The 17017-nt window shown below is 72.2% G+C and carries 16 protein-coding genes and 1 tRNA gene; 9 read left to right on the top strand and 8 right to left on the bottom strand.

The features are described from left to right. Positions 1-98: 98 nt before the first annotated feature. Positions 99-1808 (top strand): phenylacetic acid degradation protein PaaN, encoded by a 1710-nt coding sequence (gene paaN, locus ABT070_RS19760; RefSeq protein ID WP_351762081.1) that lies wholly within the window; start codon positions 99-101, stop codon positions 1806-1808. A 4-nt stretch (positions 1809-1812) separates the two neighbouring features. On the opposite strand, the gene ABT070_RS19755 is transcribed toward paaN, so the two are convergent. Genes ABT070_RS19755 through ABT070_RS19745 form a run of 3 tightly spaced genes read right to left on the bottom strand, consistent with a single transcriptional unit; the run spans position 1813 to position 4804 of the window. Then, positions 1813-2589, bottom strand: a complete 777-nt coding sequence (locus tag ABT070_RS19755; RefSeq protein ID WP_351762078.1) for a TrmH family RNA methyltransferase — start codon at positions 2587-2589, stop codon at positions 1813-1815. After that, the gene (locus ABT070_RS19750; RefSeq protein ID WP_351762075.1) at positions 2586-3800 is read right to left on the bottom strand and encodes an HTTM domain-containing protein; all 1215 of its coding nucleotides are present in this window, start codon (positions 3798-3800) and stop codon (positions 2586-2588) included. The genes ABT070_RS19755 and ABT070_RS19750 overlap by 4 nt, the downstream gene beginning before the upstream one ends. Beyond that, entirely contained in the window at positions 3797-4804 is a 1008-nt protein-coding gene (locus tag ABT070_RS19745; RefSeq protein WP_351762072.1) for a DUF5819 family protein, read from the bottom strand. Before ABT070_RS19745 ends, ABT070_RS19750 begins: the two co-directional genes overlap by 4 nt. Before the next feature lie 284 nt (positions 4805-5088). Between ABT070_RS19745 and paaA the strand changes: the two genes are divergently transcribed. From paaA to ABT070_RS19715, 6 genes are all read left to right on the top strand, one after another. Then, positions 5089-6102, top strand: coding sequence for a 1,2-phenylacetyl-CoA epoxidase subunit PaaA (gene paaA, locus ABT070_RS19740; protein ID WP_351762069.1), 1014 nt, complete (start codon positions 5089-5091; stop codon positions 6100-6102). Then, entirely contained in the window at positions 6099-6386 is a 288-nt protein-coding gene (gene paaB / locus ABT070_RS19735) for a 1,2-phenylacetyl-CoA epoxidase subunit PaaB (protein WP_351762067.1), read from the top strand. Before paaA ends, paaB begins: the two co-directional genes overlap by 4 nt. Continuing rightward, entirely contained in the window at positions 6383-7105 is a 723-nt protein-coding gene (gene paaC / locus ABT070_RS19730; protein ID WP_351762064.1) for a 1,2-phenylacetyl-CoA epoxidase subunit PaaC, read from the top strand. Before paaB ends, paaC begins: the two co-directional genes overlap by 4 nt. After that, on the top strand, positions 7099-7755 hold the full coding sequence (paaD, locus tag ABT070_RS19725; protein WP_351762062.1) for a 1,2-phenylacetyl-CoA epoxidase subunit PaaD: 657 nt from the start codon (positions 7099-7101) through the stop codon (positions 7753-7755). Before paaC ends, paaD begins: the two co-directional genes overlap by 7 nt. Continuing rightward, positions 7755-8816 carry a 2Fe-2S iron-sulfur cluster-binding protein gene (locus tag ABT070_RS19720; protein WP_351762061.1) on the top strand — a complete coding sequence of 354 codons (1062 nt, stop codon included), beginning with the start codon at positions 7755-7757 and terminating at the stop codon, positions 8814-8816. The genes paaD and ABT070_RS19720 overlap by 1 nt, the downstream gene beginning before the upstream one ends. Positions 8817-9059: 243 nt before the next feature. Continuing rightward, positions 9060-10229: an acyl-CoA dehydrogenase family protein gene (locus tag ABT070_RS19715; protein ID WP_351762058.1), complete on the top strand. Its 1170-nt coding sequence runs from the start codon at positions 9060-9062 to the stop codon at positions 10227-10229. Positions 10230-10420: 191 nt separating this feature from the next. Here the strand turns inward: ABT070_RS19715 and ABT070_RS19710 are convergent, their stop codons facing one another. From ABT070_RS19710 to ABT070_RS19690, 5 genes are all read right to left on the bottom strand, one after another. Continuing rightward, positions 10421-10750, bottom strand: coding sequence for a rhodanese-like domain-containing protein (locus ABT070_RS19710; RefSeq protein ID WP_351762215.1), 330 nt, complete (start codon positions 10748-10750; stop codon positions 10421-10423). A gap of 62 nt (positions 10751-10812) precedes the next feature. Continuing rightward, a complete protein-coding gene (locus tag ABT070_RS19705) occupies positions 10813-11610 on the bottom strand; it encodes a J domain-containing protein (protein ID WP_351762055.1) in 798 nt (265 codons plus the stop codon). Positions 11611-11713: 103 nt separating this feature from the next. Further along, a complete protein-coding gene (locus ABT070_RS19700) occupies positions 11714-13192 on the bottom strand; it encodes a DUF2252 domain-containing protein (protein WP_351762052.1) in 1479 nt (492 codons plus the stop codon). 313 nt (positions 13193-13505) lie between these two features. Then, the gene (locus tag ABT070_RS19695; protein ID WP_351762212.1) at positions 13506-14786 is read right to left on the bottom strand and encodes a sensor histidine kinase; all 1281 of its coding nucleotides are present in this window, start codon (positions 14784-14786) and stop codon (positions 13506-13508) included. 267 nt (positions 14787-15053) lie between these two features. Beyond that, positions 15054-15140, bottom strand: a tRNA-Leu gene (locus ABT070_RS19690). Positions 15141-15557: 417 nt separating this feature from the next. Here ABT070_RS19690 and ABT070_RS19685 point away from each other — a divergent pair. After that, the gene (locus ABT070_RS19685; protein ID WP_351762050.1) at positions 15558-16433 is read left to right on the top strand and encodes an FHA domain-containing protein; all 876 of its coding nucleotides are present in this window, start codon (positions 15558-15560) and stop codon (positions 16431-16433) included. Between the two features lie 10 nt (positions 16434-16443). Beyond that, positions 16444-16956 carry an FHA domain-containing protein FhaB/FipA gene (locus tag ABT070_RS19680; protein WP_062644884.1) on the top strand — a complete coding sequence of 171 codons (513 nt, stop codon included), beginning with the start codon at positions 16444-16446 and terminating at the stop codon, positions 16954-16956. Positions 16957-17017 lie beyond the last annotated feature (61 nt).

Here is a 17017-nt window from a genome sequence, read left to right as displayed (position 1 = left end):
TCGTTCGGTTACTCTAACCCTGACTGGCTGATCCTGCCCAGGTTTCCGCCAGGTCATGAGCTCGACGGAGAGTTCTCAAGACGAGGAGTTGGTCCCGCATGGCCGCCGTTGAACCGACCGCGCACGCTCTGATCGCCCAGCACCGGCCCACCCTCGACCAGGCCCTGGAAGCGATCCGCACCCGCGCGTACTGGTCCCCGCACCCCGAACACCCCAAGGCCTACGGGGAGAACGGCAGCCTGGACGCCGGGGCCGGCAAGGCCGCCTTCGACGCCGTGCTGCACACCCGCCTCGACCTCGGCCAGCCCGGCACCGACGACTGGGTGGGCGGCGAGGTCTCGCCGTACGGCGTCGAACTCGGCGTGACCTACCCGCACGCGGACGTGGACACGCTGCTGCCCGCCATGCGGGCCGGACAGGGCGCCTGGCGGGACGCCGGCCCGGAAGTGCGCGCGGTGGTCTGTCTGGAGATCCTCAAGCGGATCAGCGACCGGACGCACGAGTTCGCGCACGCGGTCATGCACACCTCCGGCCAGGCCTTCATGATGGCGTTCCAGGCGGGCGGCCCGCACGCGCAGGACCGCGGCCTGGAGGCGGTGGCGTACGCGTACGCGGAGCAGGTCCGCACGCCCGGCACCGCGGAGTGGAGCAAGCCCCAGGGCAAGCGCGACCCGCTCGCGCTGACCAAGCGCTTCACCCCGGTCCCGCGCGGGATCGCCCTGCTCATCGGCTGCAACACCTTCCCGACGTGGAACGGCTATCCGGGCCTGTTCGCCTCCCTGGCCACCGGCAACGCGGTCCTGGTCAAGCCCCACCCGCGCGCGGTGCTGCCGCTCGCGCTGACCGTGGGCGTCGCCCGCGAGGTGCTCGCCGAGGCCGGCTTCGACCCGAACCTGGTCGCGCTGGCCGCCGAGCGTCCCGGTGAGGGCATCGCCAAGACCCTGGCCACCCGCCCCGAGATCAGGATCGTCGACTACACCGGCTCGACCGCCTTCGGCGACTGGCTGGAGGCCAACGCCCGCCAGGCGCAGGTCTACACCGAGAAGGCCGGCGTCAACACGGTGATCGTGGAGTCCACGGCGAACTACAAGGGCATGCTCGCCAACCTGGCGTTCTCGCTCTCGCTGTACAGCGGCCAGATGTGCACGACCCCGCAGAACCTGCTGATCCCCCGCGACGGCATCCGCACCGACGAGGGCGCGAAGACCTTCGACGAGGTCGTCGCCGACCTCGCCCGCTCGGTCGACGGCCTGCTCGGCGACGACGCGCGCGCGAACGCGCTGCTCGGCGCGATCGTCAACCCGGACGTCAAGGCCCGTCTGGAGGCCGCCGCGGGTCTCGGCGAGGTCGCCCTCGCCTCCCGCGAGGTGAGCAACCCGGAGTTCCCGGACGCGATCGTGCGCACCCCGGTGCTCGTCAAGCTCGACGGGGCGCGGAAGTACTGGGAGGGGGCGGACGACGAGGCCGCCTACATGGGCGAGTGCTTCGGCCCGGTCTCCTTCGCCGTCGCCGTCGACTCCGCGGCCGACGCGGTCGCCCTGCTGCGGCGCACGGTGCGCGAGAAGGGCGCGATGACGGTCGGGGCGTACACCACCGACGCGGAGGTCGAGCAGGCGATCGAGGAGGTCTGCCTGGAGGAGGCCGCCCAGCTGTCCCTCAACCTCACCGGCGGGGTCTACGTCAACCAGACGGCCGCGTTCTCCGACTTCCACGGCTCGGGCGGCAACCCGGCGGCCAACGCGGCCCTCACCGACGGCGCGTTCGTCGCGAACCGCTTCCGGGTGGTGGAGGTCCGCAGGGACGCCTAGGCGTCTACGGGACGTGCGGTGCGCCCCCGGTGGCGCTCCAGTGGTACAGCGTCATGGCCACACTGGTCGCGAGGTTGTAGCTGGAGACCTGGGGGCGCATCGGCAGGGCGAGAAGGTGGTCGGCACGCGCGCGCAGCTCGGGCGAGAGCCCGCTGCGCTCCGAACCGAAGGCCAGAAGGGCGTCGTCCGGCAGCTTGACGCCCCGCAGGTCGTCACCCTCCGGGTCGAGGGCGAACACCGGGCCGGCCGGCAGCTCGTCGACGGCCAGCCGCTCCACGACGGTCGCGAAGTGCAGCCCCGCCCCGCCGCGCACCACGGTCGGATGCCAGGGGTCGAGCGTGCCGGTGGTGACCACCCCGGTGGCCCCGAAACCGGCGGCCAGCCGGATCACCGCGCCCGCGTTGCCGAGGTTGCGCGGGTTGTCCAGGACCACGACGGGAGTGGCGCGGGGCGTGTGCCCCAGCCGCTCCAGGCCGGCCTCGCGGGAGGGCCGTACGGCCAGGGCGGCGACCGCGGTGGGATGCGGGCGCGGCACCAGGGAGGTGTACGTCGCCTCCGGGACCTCCGTCAGAAGCGCGTCCAGCGCGTCGCGCACGTCCGGGGCGAGTTCGTCGGCGAGGGCGAGTGTCGCCCGCCGGTCGGCGGTGACCGCCACCGGGACCTCGGCTCCGAAGCGCACGGCGTGCTTGAGGGCGTGGAAGCCGTCGAGCAGGACGGAGGCGTCGGCGAGCCGGCGCCACCGGCCGAGCGGGTCGGAGCCGGCGGTCACGGGGTCGGTCATGCGGTGAACCCTACGTGGGCGTGCTCGGGGTTCTCCTGGGCCCGCGGCTCCTCCGGTGCGGCCTTAAGGTCGCCGTCGGGGAACAGCCGTCCACGCGCGCGTGCCGCCCATCCGCCCACCCGGTGCAGGAAGGTGGTCGGCAGGAAGACGGCGTCCGTCGCGATCATCGCCAGCGAGAAGAACGGCAGCCCGAGCAGCACGGCGATCACCGCGTGCTCCGTCATCATCAGGGCCAGCAGGACGTTCTTGAGCCGCCGGTTGGCGAGCGTGAACGGGAAGGCGACCTGCACGATGACGGTCCCGTACGTGGCCAGCAGAACCATCGTGCCGCTGCCGGCCAGCAGGTCGGCGAGCGCGGGCCAGGGCGAGAAGTAGTCCAGGTGCAGGGGGTAGTAGGCGGCGGTGCCGTCCTGCCAGCGCGAACCCTGGATCTTGTACCAGCCGGCCGTCGCGTAGATCAGACAGGCCTCGGCCATGATCACGACCAGGGCGCCGTTGTGCAGGATGTTGCCGATCACGTCGAGCAGGATCCGGGGCTCCGCCGACTTCGTACGGCGGCACACGACCCACCAAAGACCCTGTACCGCCCACGCCGCCCACAGGAGCGCCGGAATGGTCCAGGCGCTGTGGAAGCGGCCCGCCACGGTCACCGTGACCAGGACGAACCCTGCCAGGGCCCACAGGACGGGGCCCACCCGGTCCGTGACCCGCTCCCCACGCGCGCGTGCCTCGTGCGCGAGCCGTGCCCGCCGCGCGTCCAGCGACCACACCCGGCCGCACCGCACGAACACCAGGTAGATCGACATCAGGTGCAGGACGTTGTCCCCGCCGTCCCCCATGAAGACGCTGCGGTTCTGGAGCGACAGCACGCCGACCATGAACAGCACCGACATCGCGCGGGTGCGCCAGCCGAGGAGCAGCAGCGCGGCGGAGAGCAGCGCGAGCAGGTACACCGCCTCGAACCAGCCCCGCCCGTCCGACCACATCAGGGCCGTGAACGCGCCGTTGGTGTCGATCAGCTGCCGGGCCAGCTCCCAGTCCCAGGGACCGTCGGGGCCGTACAGCTCTTGACGGTGGGGGAACTCGCGCAGCAGGAACAGCATCCAGGTGGCGCTGAAGCCGATCCGGACCACGGCGCTCTGGTACGGCGCGAGCGCCGACTCGGTGACGCGGGCGATGGCGGCGGACACCGTCAGGGAGAACCGGTTCACCTCGTGCCTCCCTCGGTCTCGCCGTCCGGCACGGACCACCAGGACAGCTCGCGGTACACCGGGCTCATCGACACCTTCTCGGTGCTCCACTTCGGCGGGGTCACGTTGGTGGTCTGCGAACGGACCTGGATGCGCTCGACGACACCGCCGTCACCGGCCGTACCGCCGCGCTCCAGACGGAGCACCACGATGTGGCGCAGGTACGTCTCGGAGAGGGCCCCGCGCAGGCCGACGGGGCGGTTGTTGTTGTCGTGCGTGGCGGTGAAGAAGTCCCAGGCGCGGCGCAGCTCGTTCTGCTGGGTGTGGCTGGGCAGCAGATTGCCGTCGATGGCCCGGCCGTCCTGCGCCGACAGGTCGTACCAGCCGGTGGTCCGGGACCCGCCGTCCGCGGTACGGACCTGGGCACGGACCTGGACGGCGATGTTCTGCTGCAACGGGTTCGGCGCGAAGAGCTTCCAGTTCTGCTCGAACTCGGGGTAGATCCAGTCGTCGATCGCCCTGCCGTGCGCCTTGGTGACGGTGTTCGACGGGGCGACGTGCAGGAACACCATCCCGACGTGCACACAGACGGCCACCGCGACGACGGCCAGCGCCAGCGCGGCGCCGACCTGATAGCGCAGGGAGAGAGCGGCCACCCCGGTCCGGGCCTCCGGCCGCCGAGGCTCACTCGGGGGACCGACGGCGGGCTCGCCGACGGATTCACCGGCGGGATCGCCGGCGGAGTCACCCGCGGGATCGCCCACGGGGGCACCGACGTGATCGGCGGCCTCGGCCCGAGAAACAGGAACAGGAACAGGGTCCGGGCCCGGGACCGGGCCCGCAGGCTGGGCCCGGGGAGAAGCGTCCGGGTCCGCGGGCTCGGCCCGCGAGGCAGCGGGGTCGGGACTCGAGAGTTCGGCTCGGGGGCGGGGAACGGCGTCCCGGGCGGACGGCGTCTCCGCCTCCGCCTCCCTTGACGTGTTCGGCCCCTTTGGAGAGCCGGCCCCTCCGTCGTGCACGTCCATTCCGCCCCGTTCCCCGATACCGGTCGTCTTCGCGCTGCGTCGCGCAATCGCGAACGGTACTCAGCCTCACCCGTTCGGCGCAGCCCCCTCCCCGCGACACCTGGGCCGGGAAAGGCCGGGGCAGGTTGTCCACAGGGAATGCCCGCAGGTTATCCACAGCGGTTGACACCTTACGACGGCCGTCCCACCATGGAATCGCACGGACCGAACGATCGGTCGGGAGAAGGCTCGGGCAGAGCCGAAGCCGAGGCACCGAGCCGAGGCCCAAGGTCAAGGGGGACCGCATGGCGACAGCAGCCGCGCACCAGACGGCCCGCACACAGCCGCACGCCGGGCAGGACGGTGGGACAGGCGCCGACGAGGCGTACGCGCGCGCCTTCGACGCCACCGTGGCCGCGGACGAACGCATCGAGCCACGCGACTGGATGCCCGACGCCTACCGCGCGACGCTGGTACGCCAGATCGCCCAGCATGCCCACTCCGAGATCATCGGCATGCAGCCGGAGGCCAACTGGATCACCCGCGCGCCCTCCCTGCGCCGCAAGGCCATCCTCATGGCCAAGGTCCAGGACGAGGCAGGCCACGGGCTCTATCTGTACAGCGCGGCCGAAACCCTCGGCGCCAGCCGCGAGGAGCTGCTCGACAAGCTCCACTCCGGCCGCCAGAAGTACTCGTCGATCTTCAACTACCCCACGCTGACCTGGGCGGACGTCGGCGCGATCGGCTGGCTGGTGGACGGCGCCGCGATCACCAACCAGGTGCCCCTGTGCCGCTGCTCCTACGGCCCGTACGCCCGCGCGATGGTCCGCGTCTGCAAGGAGGAGTCCTTCCACCAGCGCCAGGGGTACGAGCTGCTGCTGGCCCTCAGCCGAGGCACCCCGGAGCAGCACGCGATGGCGCAGGACGCGGTCGACCGCTGGTGGTGGCCGTCACTGATGATGTTCGGCCCACCCGACGACGAGTCCGCGCACTCCGCGCAGTCGATGGCCTGGAAGATCAAGCGCCACTCGAACGACGAACTGCGTCGGCGCTTCGTCGACATCTGTGTCCCGCAAGCGGCCTCGCTCGGTCTCACGCTTCCCGACCCGGACCTCAAATGGAACGAGGAGCGGGGGCACCACGACTTCGGAGCCATCGACTGGACCGAGTTCAAGGAGGTCCTCAAGGGCAACGGCCCCTGCAACGAGCAGCGGATAACACAACGCAGGCGCGCCCACGACGAGGGCGCGTGGGTACGAGAGGCGGCCGCCGTCCACGCGGCCAAACACAGCTCTGGGACGGAAGTGGAGCAGGCATGACGAACACCGACTGGCCCCTGTGGGAGGTCTTCGTGCGCTCCCGGCGCGGCCTCTCCCACACCCACGCCGGCAGCCTGCACGCGCCGGACGCCGAGTTCGCCCTGCGCAACGCGCGCGATCTGTACACCCGGCGTGGCGAGGGCGTCTCGATCTGGGTCGTGCCGTCCACCGCGGTCACGGCCTCCTCGCCGGACGAGAAGGACCCGTTCTTCGAACCGGCCGCCGACAAGCCGTACCGGCACCCGACGTTCTACGAGATCCCGGAGGGGGTGAAGCACCTGTGACCACGACGACGCACACCCACGCCACCGCCCTCGCCCTCGGCGACGACGCCCTGGTGCTCTCGCACCGCCTGGGGGAGTGGATGGGCCACGCGCCCGTGCTCGAGGAGGAGGTCGCCCTCGCCAACATCGCCCTCGACCTGCTGGGCCAGGCCCGGATCCTGCTGTCGATGGCCGGCGACGAGGACGAGTTGGCGTACCTGCGCGAGGAACGCGCCTTCCGCAACCTCCAGTTGGTCGAGCAGCCCAACGGCGACTTCGCCCACACCATCGTCCGCCAGCTGTACTTCTCCACCTACCAGCACCTGCTGTACGCGCGGCTGGCGGCCGTGGAGGGCCCGTTCGCGGGACTGGCGGCGAAAGCGGTCAAGGAGGTCGCCTACCACCGCGACCACGCCGAACAGTGGACGCTGCGGCTCGGCGACGGCACCGAGGAGAGCCACGAGCGGATGCAGCGGGCCTGCACGGCACTGTGGCGGTTCACCGGGGAGATGTTCCGCCCCCTGGACGGCCTCGACCTCGACCTGTCGGAGCTGGACTCGGCCTGGCTGGAGTCGGTGCGCGGCGTGCTGGGGCGGGCCGGCCTGGCCGTGCCCGAGGGATCGCGCACCGGAGCCTGGCGCGCCGGCGCGGGCCGCGAGGGCCTGCACACCGAGTCCTTCGGCCGGATGCTCGCCGAGATGCAGCACCTGCACCGCAGTCACCCGGGCGCGTCATGGTGACGCTCACCCCGCTGGAGGCGGAACTCCTCGAGGTCGCCGGTTCGGTTCTCGACCCCGAACTGCCCGTGGTCACCCTTCGCGAACTCGGCGTGCTGCGCGCGGTGCACGTACGCGACGCGGACGCCGTCGAGGTCGAGCTGACCCCCACCTACACCGGCTGCCCGGCGGTGGAGGCGATGTCCCTGGACATCGAACGGGCGCTGCACGCCCACGGGGTGCGGGAGGTCACCGTGCGCACGGTGCTGTCCCCCGCCTGGTCCACCGACGACATCTCCGCCGAAGGGCGCCGCAAACTCCGGGAGTTCGGCATCGCACCGCCACGCGTGCGGAAGGCAGCCGAACCCGTCGGCGTCACCCTGGGCCCCACCCGGACCCTCCCCCCGAAGCCCACGGCGACCGGGACGGCGCCCGAGCCGGCACCCGGGACGATGACCCGGACGGCGCCCGGAACAGGGGCGTACGCGGCCATGGAGCCGGCCACGCCCATGTCCACGGCCGCGGACACGGGTGTGGCCCTGGAGCCGATCCGCTGCCCGCACTGCGGCTCCGCCGACACCGAGCTGCTCAGCCGCTTCTCCTCCACCGCCTGCAAGGCACTGCGACGCTGCCTCGCCTGCCGTGAACCCTTCGACCACTTCAAGGAGTTGTGATGGCCCGCTTCCACCCGCTCCAGGTGGCCGCGGTGGACCACCTCACCGACGACTCGGTCACCCTGACCCTCACGGTCCCCGACGCGCTGCGCGAGGAGTACCGGCACGCGCCCGGCCAGCATCTCGCCCTGCGCCGCGTGATCGACGGGACCGAGGTCAGGCGGACCTACTCGATCTGCTCGCCCGCGCCCGGTCCCGACGGCTCGGGGCCGCGCACACTGCGGGTGGGCGTGCGACTGGTCGAGGGCGGAGCCTTCTCGACGTACGCGCTGAAGGAGATCGCCGTCGGCGACGCGCTGGACGTGATGACGCCGGCCGGCCGGTTCACCCTCGCCCCCGCGCCCGGCCGGTACGCGGCGATCGTCGGCGGCAGCGGGATCACTCCCGTGCTGTCGATCGTCTCGACGCTGCTGGCCCGCGAGCCCGCGGCCCGGTTCTGCCTCATCCGCAGCGACCGCACGGCCGCCTCGACGATGTTCCTGGAGGAGGTCGCCGACCTCAAGGACAGGTACCCCGAGCGGTTCCAGCTGGTCACCGTGCTCTCCCGGGAGGAACAGCAGGCCGGGCTGCCCTCCGGGCGACTGGACCGGGAGCGGCTGACCGGGCTGCTGCCGTCGCTGCTGCCGGTGGCGGATGTGGCGGGATGGTTCCTGTGCGGGCCGTTCGGACTGGTCCAGGGCGCGGAGCAGGCGCTGCGGGAGATCGGGGTCGCGCGGTCCCGGATCCATGAGGAGATCTTCCACGTGGAGGTCACGGCGCCCCCGGCGCGCGTGGCGGCCCCCGCCCACAGCACCGTGACCGCCCGGCTCGACGGCCGGGGCGGCAGCTGGCCCGTGCGGGACGGCGAGTCGGTCCTGGAGACGGTGCTGCGCAACCGGCCGGACGCCCCCTACGCCTGCAAGGGCGGGGTCTGCGGAACCTGCCGGGCCTTCCTGGTCTCGGGCGAGGTGCGCATGGACCGCAACTTCGCGCTGGAACCGGAGGAGACGGACTCCGGGTATGTACTGGCCTGCCAGTCGCATCCGCTGACGGAGGCGGTGGAGGTCGACTTCGACCGCTGAGCCGCGCGCGGTGAGGCGGCGACCGACCGTCTCCGCCTGACCGCCCGGATCCGCCACACCGGCCGAACCCACAACACCGACCGGATCCGCCACACCGACCGTTCCTCTCCGATCGCCCGTTCCTCTCCGATCGCCCGTTCCCCTCCGATCGACCGTTCCCCCGTCGCCGACCGTTCCCTTCTTCTAGAACCTGTTCTATCTTGACGCTCCGTCAGATCAGCTGACCCGTCGGGAGGACAGGCCGTGGACTTCACCTTCACCGAGGAGCAGCAGGCAGCGGCGGAAGCGGCGCGGGGGGTGTTCGCCGGGGTCGCCCCGGACGACGTGCCGAGCCCCGCGCTCACCAGGGGCGCCGTGGCCGACGACTTCGACCGCGCGCTGTGGGCCAGGCTCGCCTCGGCGGACCTGCTGAGCCTGCTGCTGGAGGAGGAGTTCGGCGGGGCGGGCCTCGACGCGATCGCGCTGTGTCTGGTGCTGCGCGAGGCATCGAAGGTACTGGCACGGGTACCGCTGCTGGAGAGCAGCGCGGCCGTGGCCGCCCTACAGGCCTACGGCGGGCCGGAGTTGAAGTCGTCCCTGCTGGCTCGGGCCGGCCGGGGCGAGATCGTCCTCACCGTCGCCGCGAACGGCCGCTCCGGCCACGATCCGGCCGAACTCGCCGTGACCGCGCGGCAGGACGGCACGGCCGACCGAAGCGGCCCAGCGGGTTCGGGCGGCGGCGGGTGGGTGCTGGACGGGGTGCAGACGGTGGTGCCGTGGGCCTACGACGTCGACTTCGTGGTCGTACCGGCGCACACCGGGGAGGGCCGGAGCGTCCTCGCCGTCGTCGCACGCGGACACGAGGGGGTCGTGCTCGCCGAGCAGATCTCCACTACCGGTGAGCGGCTCGGCGAACTGCGCCTCGAATCGGCGAGGATCCCCGACCGGGACGTCATCACCGCCGACGGCGCCTGGGAGTGGCTGCGCGCCCTGCTGACCACGGGGACCTGCGCGCAGGCGCTCGGTCTGGGCGAGCGCGTGCTGGCGATGACGAGCGAGTACGCCGGCAAGCGGGAGCAGTTCGGACACCCCATCGCCAGTTTCCAGGCCGTCGCCGTACAGGCGGCCGACCGCTACATCGACCTGCGCGCGATGGAGGTCACGCTGTGGCAGGCCGCGTGGCGGATCGCCTCCGGGACGCCGGGCGCGCTGCCGGCCTCCGGGGATGTCGCCGTGGCCAAGATCTGGGCCGCGGAAGGCGTACGGCGGGTGGTGCAGACCGCCCAGCATCTGCACGGAGGCTTCGGCGCCGACGTCGACTACCCGCTGCACCGGTACCACGCCTGGGCCAAGCATCTGGAACTGTCGCTCGGTCCGGCCGCGGCACACGAGGAGGCCCTGGGCGACCTGCTGGCCGCCCACCCCCTGGGCTGACACCCGCCCCGGCGAAACGGGACGAGCCGGCCGACCCGACGCGACCGGCACGGGCGACCGCCGCCCCGCCCACCGCACCGCCCACCGACCCGACGGCGTTACCGGTCGTCCGACAGCCAACGGCCGCCGGACGACCACCGGCCCGATCACCGGCCCGGTCACCTGCCGTTGCCCCGACTTGCAGGCCCGACTTACAGGACGGAGCCCGGGTCGCCCTCGTCCGTGACGACCGGGCGGCCCGTGGCGGCCCAGAACTGCATGCCGCCGTCGACGTTCACGGCGTCGATGCCCTGCTGGACGAGGTACATCGTGACCTGGGCCGAACGACCGCCGGAGCGGCAGATCACATGGACCCGACCGTCCTGCGGAGCCGCCTCGGTCAGCTCGCCGTAGCGGCCGACGAAATCGCTGATGGGGATGTGCAGTGCCCCTTCGGCATGACCTGCCTGCCACTCGTCGTCCTCGCGGACGTCCAGCAGGAAGTCGTCGTCCTTGAGGTCGCCGACCTGGACCGTGGGCACACCAGCTCCGAAACTCATGCGCCCGACGCTACCCGACCGGGCATACGACACGACCGGTTCCGCTAGCCCACCAGCTCGGCCAGCTCCGCCTCGCGGGCGGCGACGTCCGCGAGGAGCTTGTCGGCGATCTCCTCCAGGAGCCGGTCGGGGTCCTCCGGCGCCATGCGGAGCATCGAGCCGATCGCGCCGTCCTCCAGTTCCCGGGCGACCAGCGCGAGCATCTCCTTGCGCTGAGCGAGCCACTCGAGACGGGCGTAGAGCTCCTCGCTGGGGCTCGGGCTGCGCTCCGCGGGCGCCGGACCGGCCGCCCACTCCTCGGCCAGCTCACGCAGCAGGGCTTCCTCGCCACGGGCGTAGGCCGCGTTGACGCGGGTGATGAACTCCTCGCGCCGGGCCCGCTCGTCGTCCTCCTGTGCCAGGTCCGGGTGCGCCTTGCGGGCCAGCTCGCGGTACAGCTTGCGGGCCTCCTCGCTGGGCCGCACCCGCTGCGGAGGCCGGACCGGCTGGTCCGTGAGCATCGCCTCGGCCTCGGGGAACAGCCCCTCGCCGTCCATCCAGCCGTGGAAGAGCTCCTCGACCCCGGGCATCGGCATCACCCGGGCCCGCGCCTCGGCGGCCTTGCGCTTGTCCTCGGGATCACCGGTGCGGGCGGCCCTGGCCTCGGCGATCTGGGCGTCCAGTTCGTCGAGGCGGGCGTACATCGGGCCGAGTTTCTGATGGTGGAGCCGCGAGAAGTTCTCGACCTCGACGCGGAAGGTCTCCACCGCGATCTCGAACTCGATCAACGCCTGCTCGGCGGCCCGCACGGCCTGCTCCAGCCGTGCCTCGGGCCGGGGCTGCTCAGCTTCGGGGGTCGTCACCCGACCAGCCTAGGCCAACGCTCCCCCGAACCCACCCGGCCGGCCGTCCCGCAGGGGTCCCCCTGCCCGGGCTCCCCCTGCTCCGACTCCGTCCGCCCGCTCCTCACACGCCCGTCTCCGCCGCGATCCGGCCCGCCCGTACCGCCGCCACCAGGTCCGAGTGGTCCGCCTCGGTACGGTCGGCATAGGCGACGGCGAAGGTGGCGACGGCCTCGTCGAGGTCCTCGTTCTTGCCGCAGTAGCCGGCGATGAGGCGGGGGTCGGCGCTGTGGGAGTGGGCGCGGGCGAGGAGCGCGCCGGTCATCCGGCCGTAGTCGTCGACCTGGTCGGCGGCGAGCGCGGCCGGGTCGACGCTGCCCTTGCGGTTGCGGAACTGCCGTACCTGGAAGGGGAGTCCGTCGACCGTCGTCCAGCCCAGCAGTATGTCGCTGACGACCTGCATGCGCTTCTGGCCGATCACCACCCGGCGTCCCTCGTGCTCCACCTCCGGCACCTCGAAGCCGGCGGCCAGCAGATGCGGCACCAGGGCCGAGGCGCGGGCCTCCTTCACCTGGAGGATCAGCGGCTCGCCCCGGTGGTCGAGCAGCAGCACCACATACGACCTGGTCCCCACGCTGCCCGTGCCGACGATGCGGAAGGCGACGTCGTGGACCGCATGGCGGGCCAGCAGCGGATGGCGGTCCTCGGACAGGGTGATCAGGTAGTGCTCCAGGGAGGCGGCCACCGCGTGGGCCTCCGCGTCCGGGACACGGCGCAGCACCGGCGCCGCGTCGACGAACCGGCGGCCGCCGTCCTCCGTCGGCTCGGTCGACTTCGCCGCGAACCGACCGCTGGTGTTGGCCCGCGCCTTCTCCGAGACCCTCTCCAGGGTGCCCAGCAGGTCGTGCGCGTCGGTGTGGGAGACCAGTTCCTCGTCGGCGATGGCGTTCCACGCGTCCAGCACCGGGAGCTTCGCCAGGAGCCGCATGGTGCGGCGGTAGGAGCCGGCCGCGCCGTGGGCCGCTCTGCGGCAGGTGTCCTCGTCCGCGCCGGCCTCGCGGCCCGCGAGCACCAGAGAGGCGGCGAGACGCTTGAGGTCCCACTCCCAGGGGCCGTCGACGGTCTCGTCGAAGTCGTTCAGGTCGATGACCAGACCGCCCCGCGCGTCGCCGTACAGACCGAAGTTCGCGGCATGGGCGTCGCCGCAGATCTGGGCGCGGATCCCGGTCATGGCGGTGCGGGCCAGGTCGTACGCCATGAGTCCGGCCGAGCCGCGCAGGAACGCGAACGGCGTCGCCGCCATCCGGCCGACCCGGATCGGGGCCAGCTCCGGGATGCGGCCCCGGCTGGACTCCTCGACCGCCGCCACCGCGTCCGGGCGGGAGGGGTCCAGGTCGAAGGCCGCGTGTGCCGCACGCGGCACCCGGCCGCGCAGAGCCTTGCCCGCCTCCTTGGGCGACCGCGGCTCGGGCGAGCCCGCGGCCGCCCCCGATTCCGGTCCCGCGGCGGGCCGCTCGGTGGGCCACTCGGCGAAGCCCCGCACGCGGGGGAGCCTGCGCGCCCCGCCCATCTCTGTCCCCGCACCACCGGCCTCGGTCACCATGACCGCCTCCCCCGCACACATACGTCCGTCGGCTCGACGAGCCGATCATCAACTCGTGCCGACCGTACAGCCCGACGCCGGGACGGCGGCAGCCCCTGTGGACAACCTCCCGCCTGTGGAAATCCCCTCGTCCACCGAGGCGGGGCAGCCACCCCGGCGCACCCCCTGGCCGTGGGCCACGGCTCCACGAGGGCGACTCCACGACGGCGGGCATGTTTCACGTGAAACATGCCCTTCCGACCAAAACACCCAGACCCCACTCCCCGCATCCCACTTCCCATCCCCTCCCCGCATCGCTCCTCGCGCACAGGCCTCACCACACACAGGGCAGCTCCACGGCGATCGTGGTCGGTCCCCCGGCGGGGCTGTCCACGGTCACCACGCCGTCGAGCGCGGCGACCCGGCGCCGGATCCCCAGCAAGCCTGACCCGGCGTTCTCGTCCGCGCCACCGAGACCCTCGTCCCGCACCACCGCCCGCAGCCCGTTCCGCAGCCGCACCAGTTCGACGGCCGCCCGCGGCGATCCGCTGTGCTTGGCGGCGTTGGTGAGCGCCTCCGCCACCGCGAAGTAGGCGGCGGCCTCCACAGCGGCGGGCGCCCGGTATGCGCGCGAACCATCAGAACCACCCAGACCCCTGCTCGACCCCACCGCCCCCCTGCCCGGCTCGGCCGACCCGCCACCACTGCCACCACCACTGCCACCACCACTTCCGCCACCACTGCCACCGCCACCGCTGTCCACGAGTCCGTCCACCCGCACCGTCACCTCCAGCCCGCTGCCGGCGGCCAGCGCCCGTACCGCTCCCGCGAGGCCGCGGTCGGTGAGGATCGGCGGATGGATGCCGCGGACGACGTGCCGCAGTTCCGTGAGCGCCTGTTCGGCCTGGTCCTGCGCGTCCGCCATGAGCTTGCGCGCGGCGTCCGGATCACGGTCGAAGGCCCGCTGGGCGAGCCCGATCCGCATGGACAGGGCGACCAGGCGGGCCTGGGCGCCGTCGTGCAGGTCTCGTTCGATGCGACGCAGTTCGGCGCCGTGCGCGGCGATCGCGTCGGCGCGGGTCTCGGTCAGCGCACGGACCCGGGCGGCGAGCCGCGCCTTGGGTGACGGCCTGAGCAGGTGCGCCGACCAGCGCGCCTCGGTATCGGCGAGCCGGACGACCGACGGCAGGACGACGGCGTCCCGGCGCAGCAGCCCGCACCGCACCCCGTCCACGACCAGTCCCACCGGCCACAGCGGCAGCGCGAGCAGCACCAGCCAGCCGTAGACATAGTGGGCGGCCATCCAGCGCAGGTCGGCGAGGGTGCCGGGGTCGCGGACGGCCGTGCGCAGCCGCTCGCGCAGGGTGCCGGTGAGCGGCTCGTACGCCTCGGGGATCTCACGGCCCGTCCAGTCGGCGACCTGGCGGCGCTTGGCCCCGGCGATCCGGCGGATCAGCAGCACCGCCTCGGGCAGCATCCACGCGCCGACGATCACGAGCGTGCCGATGGCGGCGATGAGCAGCACGGTGACGAAGAGATAGGTGCCGAAGGTCATCAGCGCGGCGATGAGCAGCCGGCCCGTGGCTCGTCCCGCCTGCCGGATCGTCGTCGCCATCGGGATCGTTTGCGCCATACACCCAACGCTAGGCCGCACCCGGGGTGAACGCGGTGTAGCCCGCTACACCCTCCCGCGGCCCCCGCCGGCGACCGGCGGCCCCCACCGGGTCGTCACCGGCCGGCGCCCTGAGATGTTCCTCACACACGGTGAGCAACCGTGGCCTGGACTCACCCGCGCCGGACAGCACGCCCTGCGGACACGTCCAGGGATCCGTCTCGGGACATGCGAAAGCCCCGCAGGTCAGAGACCTGCGGGGCTTTCGACTGGTGCGCGAGGGGGGAGTTGAACCCCCACGCCCTTGCGGGCACTGGAACCTGAATCCAGCGCGTCTGCCTATTCCGCCACCCGCGCATTGGGTGTGTCTTCGAGCTTGTGGGCCTTTTGGCCTGGCGCCTTCCGACACGCAGAACATTAGCACGCGGGCCAGGGTGCGTTCACATCCCTTCTGCGGGGGCAGGGAGCAGGTGGGAGGCCATCGGCGGCCCCCGTAGGTCTCGGCGGTGACTGGTTCACGTATCAACCTCGTACCTAAGGCGGCCGTCTCCCCAGGAGCCGGACGAGGACCACAGTCAGGTGCGGGACACTGGTCCTCGGCCGCCTCTACGATCCTGGGCAGAAGCAGGTGCGCAAGAGGGCGTCGACACCCGTCGACGGGGCCGACAGGGGGAACCAGCCGATTCACCGGCGCGTGGATACGATCAGTAAGCAGTACCAGGTAGGCAGTACGAGCACGGCACGGGACAGCAGCCACTACGGAGGAGGTGCCCCATGGGAGTCCTGAAGAAGTTCGAGCAGCGTCTCGAGGGTCTGGTCAACGGCACCTTCGCGAAGGTGTTCAAGTCCGAGGTCCAGCCCGTGGAGATCGCCGGCGCGCTCCAGCGCGAGTGCGACAACAACGCGACCATCTGGAACCGGGACCGGACCGTCGTCCCCAATGACTTCATCGTGGAACTGAGCACGCCGGACTACGAGCGGCTCAGCCCCTACTCCGGCCAGCTCGGCGACGAGCTCGCCGGGATGGTCCGCGACTACGCCAAGCAGCAGCGCTACACCTTCATGGGCCCGATCAAGGTCAACCTGGAGAAGGCGGACGACCTCGACACCGGTCTGTACCGGGTGCGCAGCCGTACGCTCGCCTCCTCCAGCAGCCAGGCGCCGGAGCAGCCGCCCGCTGGCGGCCGCCAGCGCGCCGGCGGATCTGACGGGCCCGGCTATCCCGGGGCCGGCGCCGCCGCTCCGCCCATGCCCTCCGCTCCACCGCCCGGTGCCCGTGCCGGCGGCTACGGCTACCCGCCCGCCGCGGGCGCCCAGCGCCCCGGCGCGGGCGGCGGCGGCCTGGCCGGGGCCCCGCAGCCCGGGTCACGCACCCGGCACTGGATCGAGATCAACGGCACCCGCCACCAGATCTCCCGCGGAACGCTCGTCATGGGCCGCAGCACCGAGGCCGACGTACGGATCGACGACCCCGGCGTCTCCCGCCGGCACTGTGAGATCCGGACCGGTTCGCCCTCGACGATCCAGGATCTCGGATCCACCAACGGCATCGTGGTGGACGGGCAACACACCACCCGCGCTACGCTCCGCGACGGCTCGCGGATCGTCGTGGGCAGCACCACCATCATTTATCGGCAAGCCGAAGGGTGAAGCGGGGGCAATGTCAGAGCTGACCCTCACGGTCATGCGGCTGGGTTTTCTGGCCGTACTGTGGCTGTTCGTCATCGTGGCCGTGCAGGTCATCCGCAGCGACCTGTTCGGTACGCGTGTCACCCAGCGCGGTTCGCGCCGGGAGGCAGGGCGGGCGCAGCAGGCACAGCGCCAGCAGGCGCCCCCTCAGCAGCGCCAGCAGCCCGCCGCCGGCCGCACGCGTCGCAACGCACCTACGAAGCTGGTGGTGTCCGAGGGCACCCTCACCGGCACGACCGTCGCGCTCCAGGGCCAGACCATCTCCCTGGGCCGGGCGCACGACAGCACGATCGTGCTGGACGACGACTACGCCTCCAGCCGTCATGCCAGGATCTACCCGGACCGCGACGGCCAGTGGATCGTCGAGGACCTGGGCTCCACCAACGGCACGTACCTCGACCGATCGCGGCTGACGACTCCCACACCGATCCCGCTGGGCGCGCCGATCCGTATCGGCAAGACCGTCATCGAGCTTCGGAAGTAGTGCTACATCATGAGTGAGTGCGAGCGGAGCGAGCACGCGGCGGCGGCCGGCACCCATGGCC

The organism is Streptomyces sp. NPDC002884, assembly GCF_040295245.1.
GTDB lineage: Bacteria > Actinomycetota > Actinomycetes > Streptomycetales > Streptomycetaceae > Streptomyces.
The sequence above is the reverse complement of the archived record's forward strand: the minus strand, read 5'-3'. Positions and strand labels throughout refer to the sequence as shown.

Excerpts from the sequence above, each read along its gene's own strand:
- paaN (WP_351762081.1), top strand. The coding sequence starts at position 99 with ATGGCCGCCGTTGAACCGACCGCGCACGCTCTGATCGCCCAGCACCGG.
- ABT070_RS19755 (WP_351762078.1), bottom strand. The coding sequence starts at position 2,589 with ATGACCGACCCCGTGACCGCCGGCTCCGACCCGCTCGGCCGGTGGCGC.
- ABT070_RS19745 (WP_351762072.1), bottom strand. The coding sequence starts at position 4,804 with ATGGACGTGCACGACGGAGGGGCCGGCTCTCCAAAGGGGCCGAACACG.
- paaA (WP_351762069.1), top strand. The coding sequence starts at position 5,089 with ATGGCGACAGCAGCCGCGCACCAGACGGCCCGCACACAGCCGCACGCC.
- paaB (WP_351762067.1), top strand. The coding sequence starts at position 6,099 with ATGACGAACACCGACTGGCCCCTGTGGGAGGTCTTCGTGCGCTCCCGG.
- paaD (WP_351762062.1), top strand. The coding sequence starts at position 7,099 with ATGGTGACGCTCACCCCGCTGGAGGCGGAACTCCTCGAGGTCGCCGGT.
- ABT070_RS19720 (WP_351762061.1), top strand. The coding sequence starts at position 7,755 with ATGGCCCGCTTCCACCCGCTCCAGGTGGCCGCGGTGGACCACCTCACC.
- ABT070_RS19700 (WP_351762052.1), bottom strand. The coding sequence starts at position 13,192 with ATGGTGACCGAGGCCGGTGGTGCGGGGACAGAGATGGGCGGGGCGCGC.
- ABT070_RS19695 (WP_351762212.1), bottom strand. The coding sequence starts at position 14,786 with ATGGCGACGACGATCCGGCAGGCGGGACGAGCCACGGGCCGGCTGCTC.
- ABT070_RS19685 (WP_351762050.1), top strand. The coding sequence starts at position 15,558 with ATGGGAGTCCTGAAGAAGTTCGAGCAGCGTCTCGAGGGTCTGGTCAAC.
- ABT070_RS19680 (WP_062644884.1), top strand. The coding sequence starts at position 16,444 with ATGTCAGAGCTGACCCTCACGGTCATGCGGCTGGGTTTTCTGGCCGTA.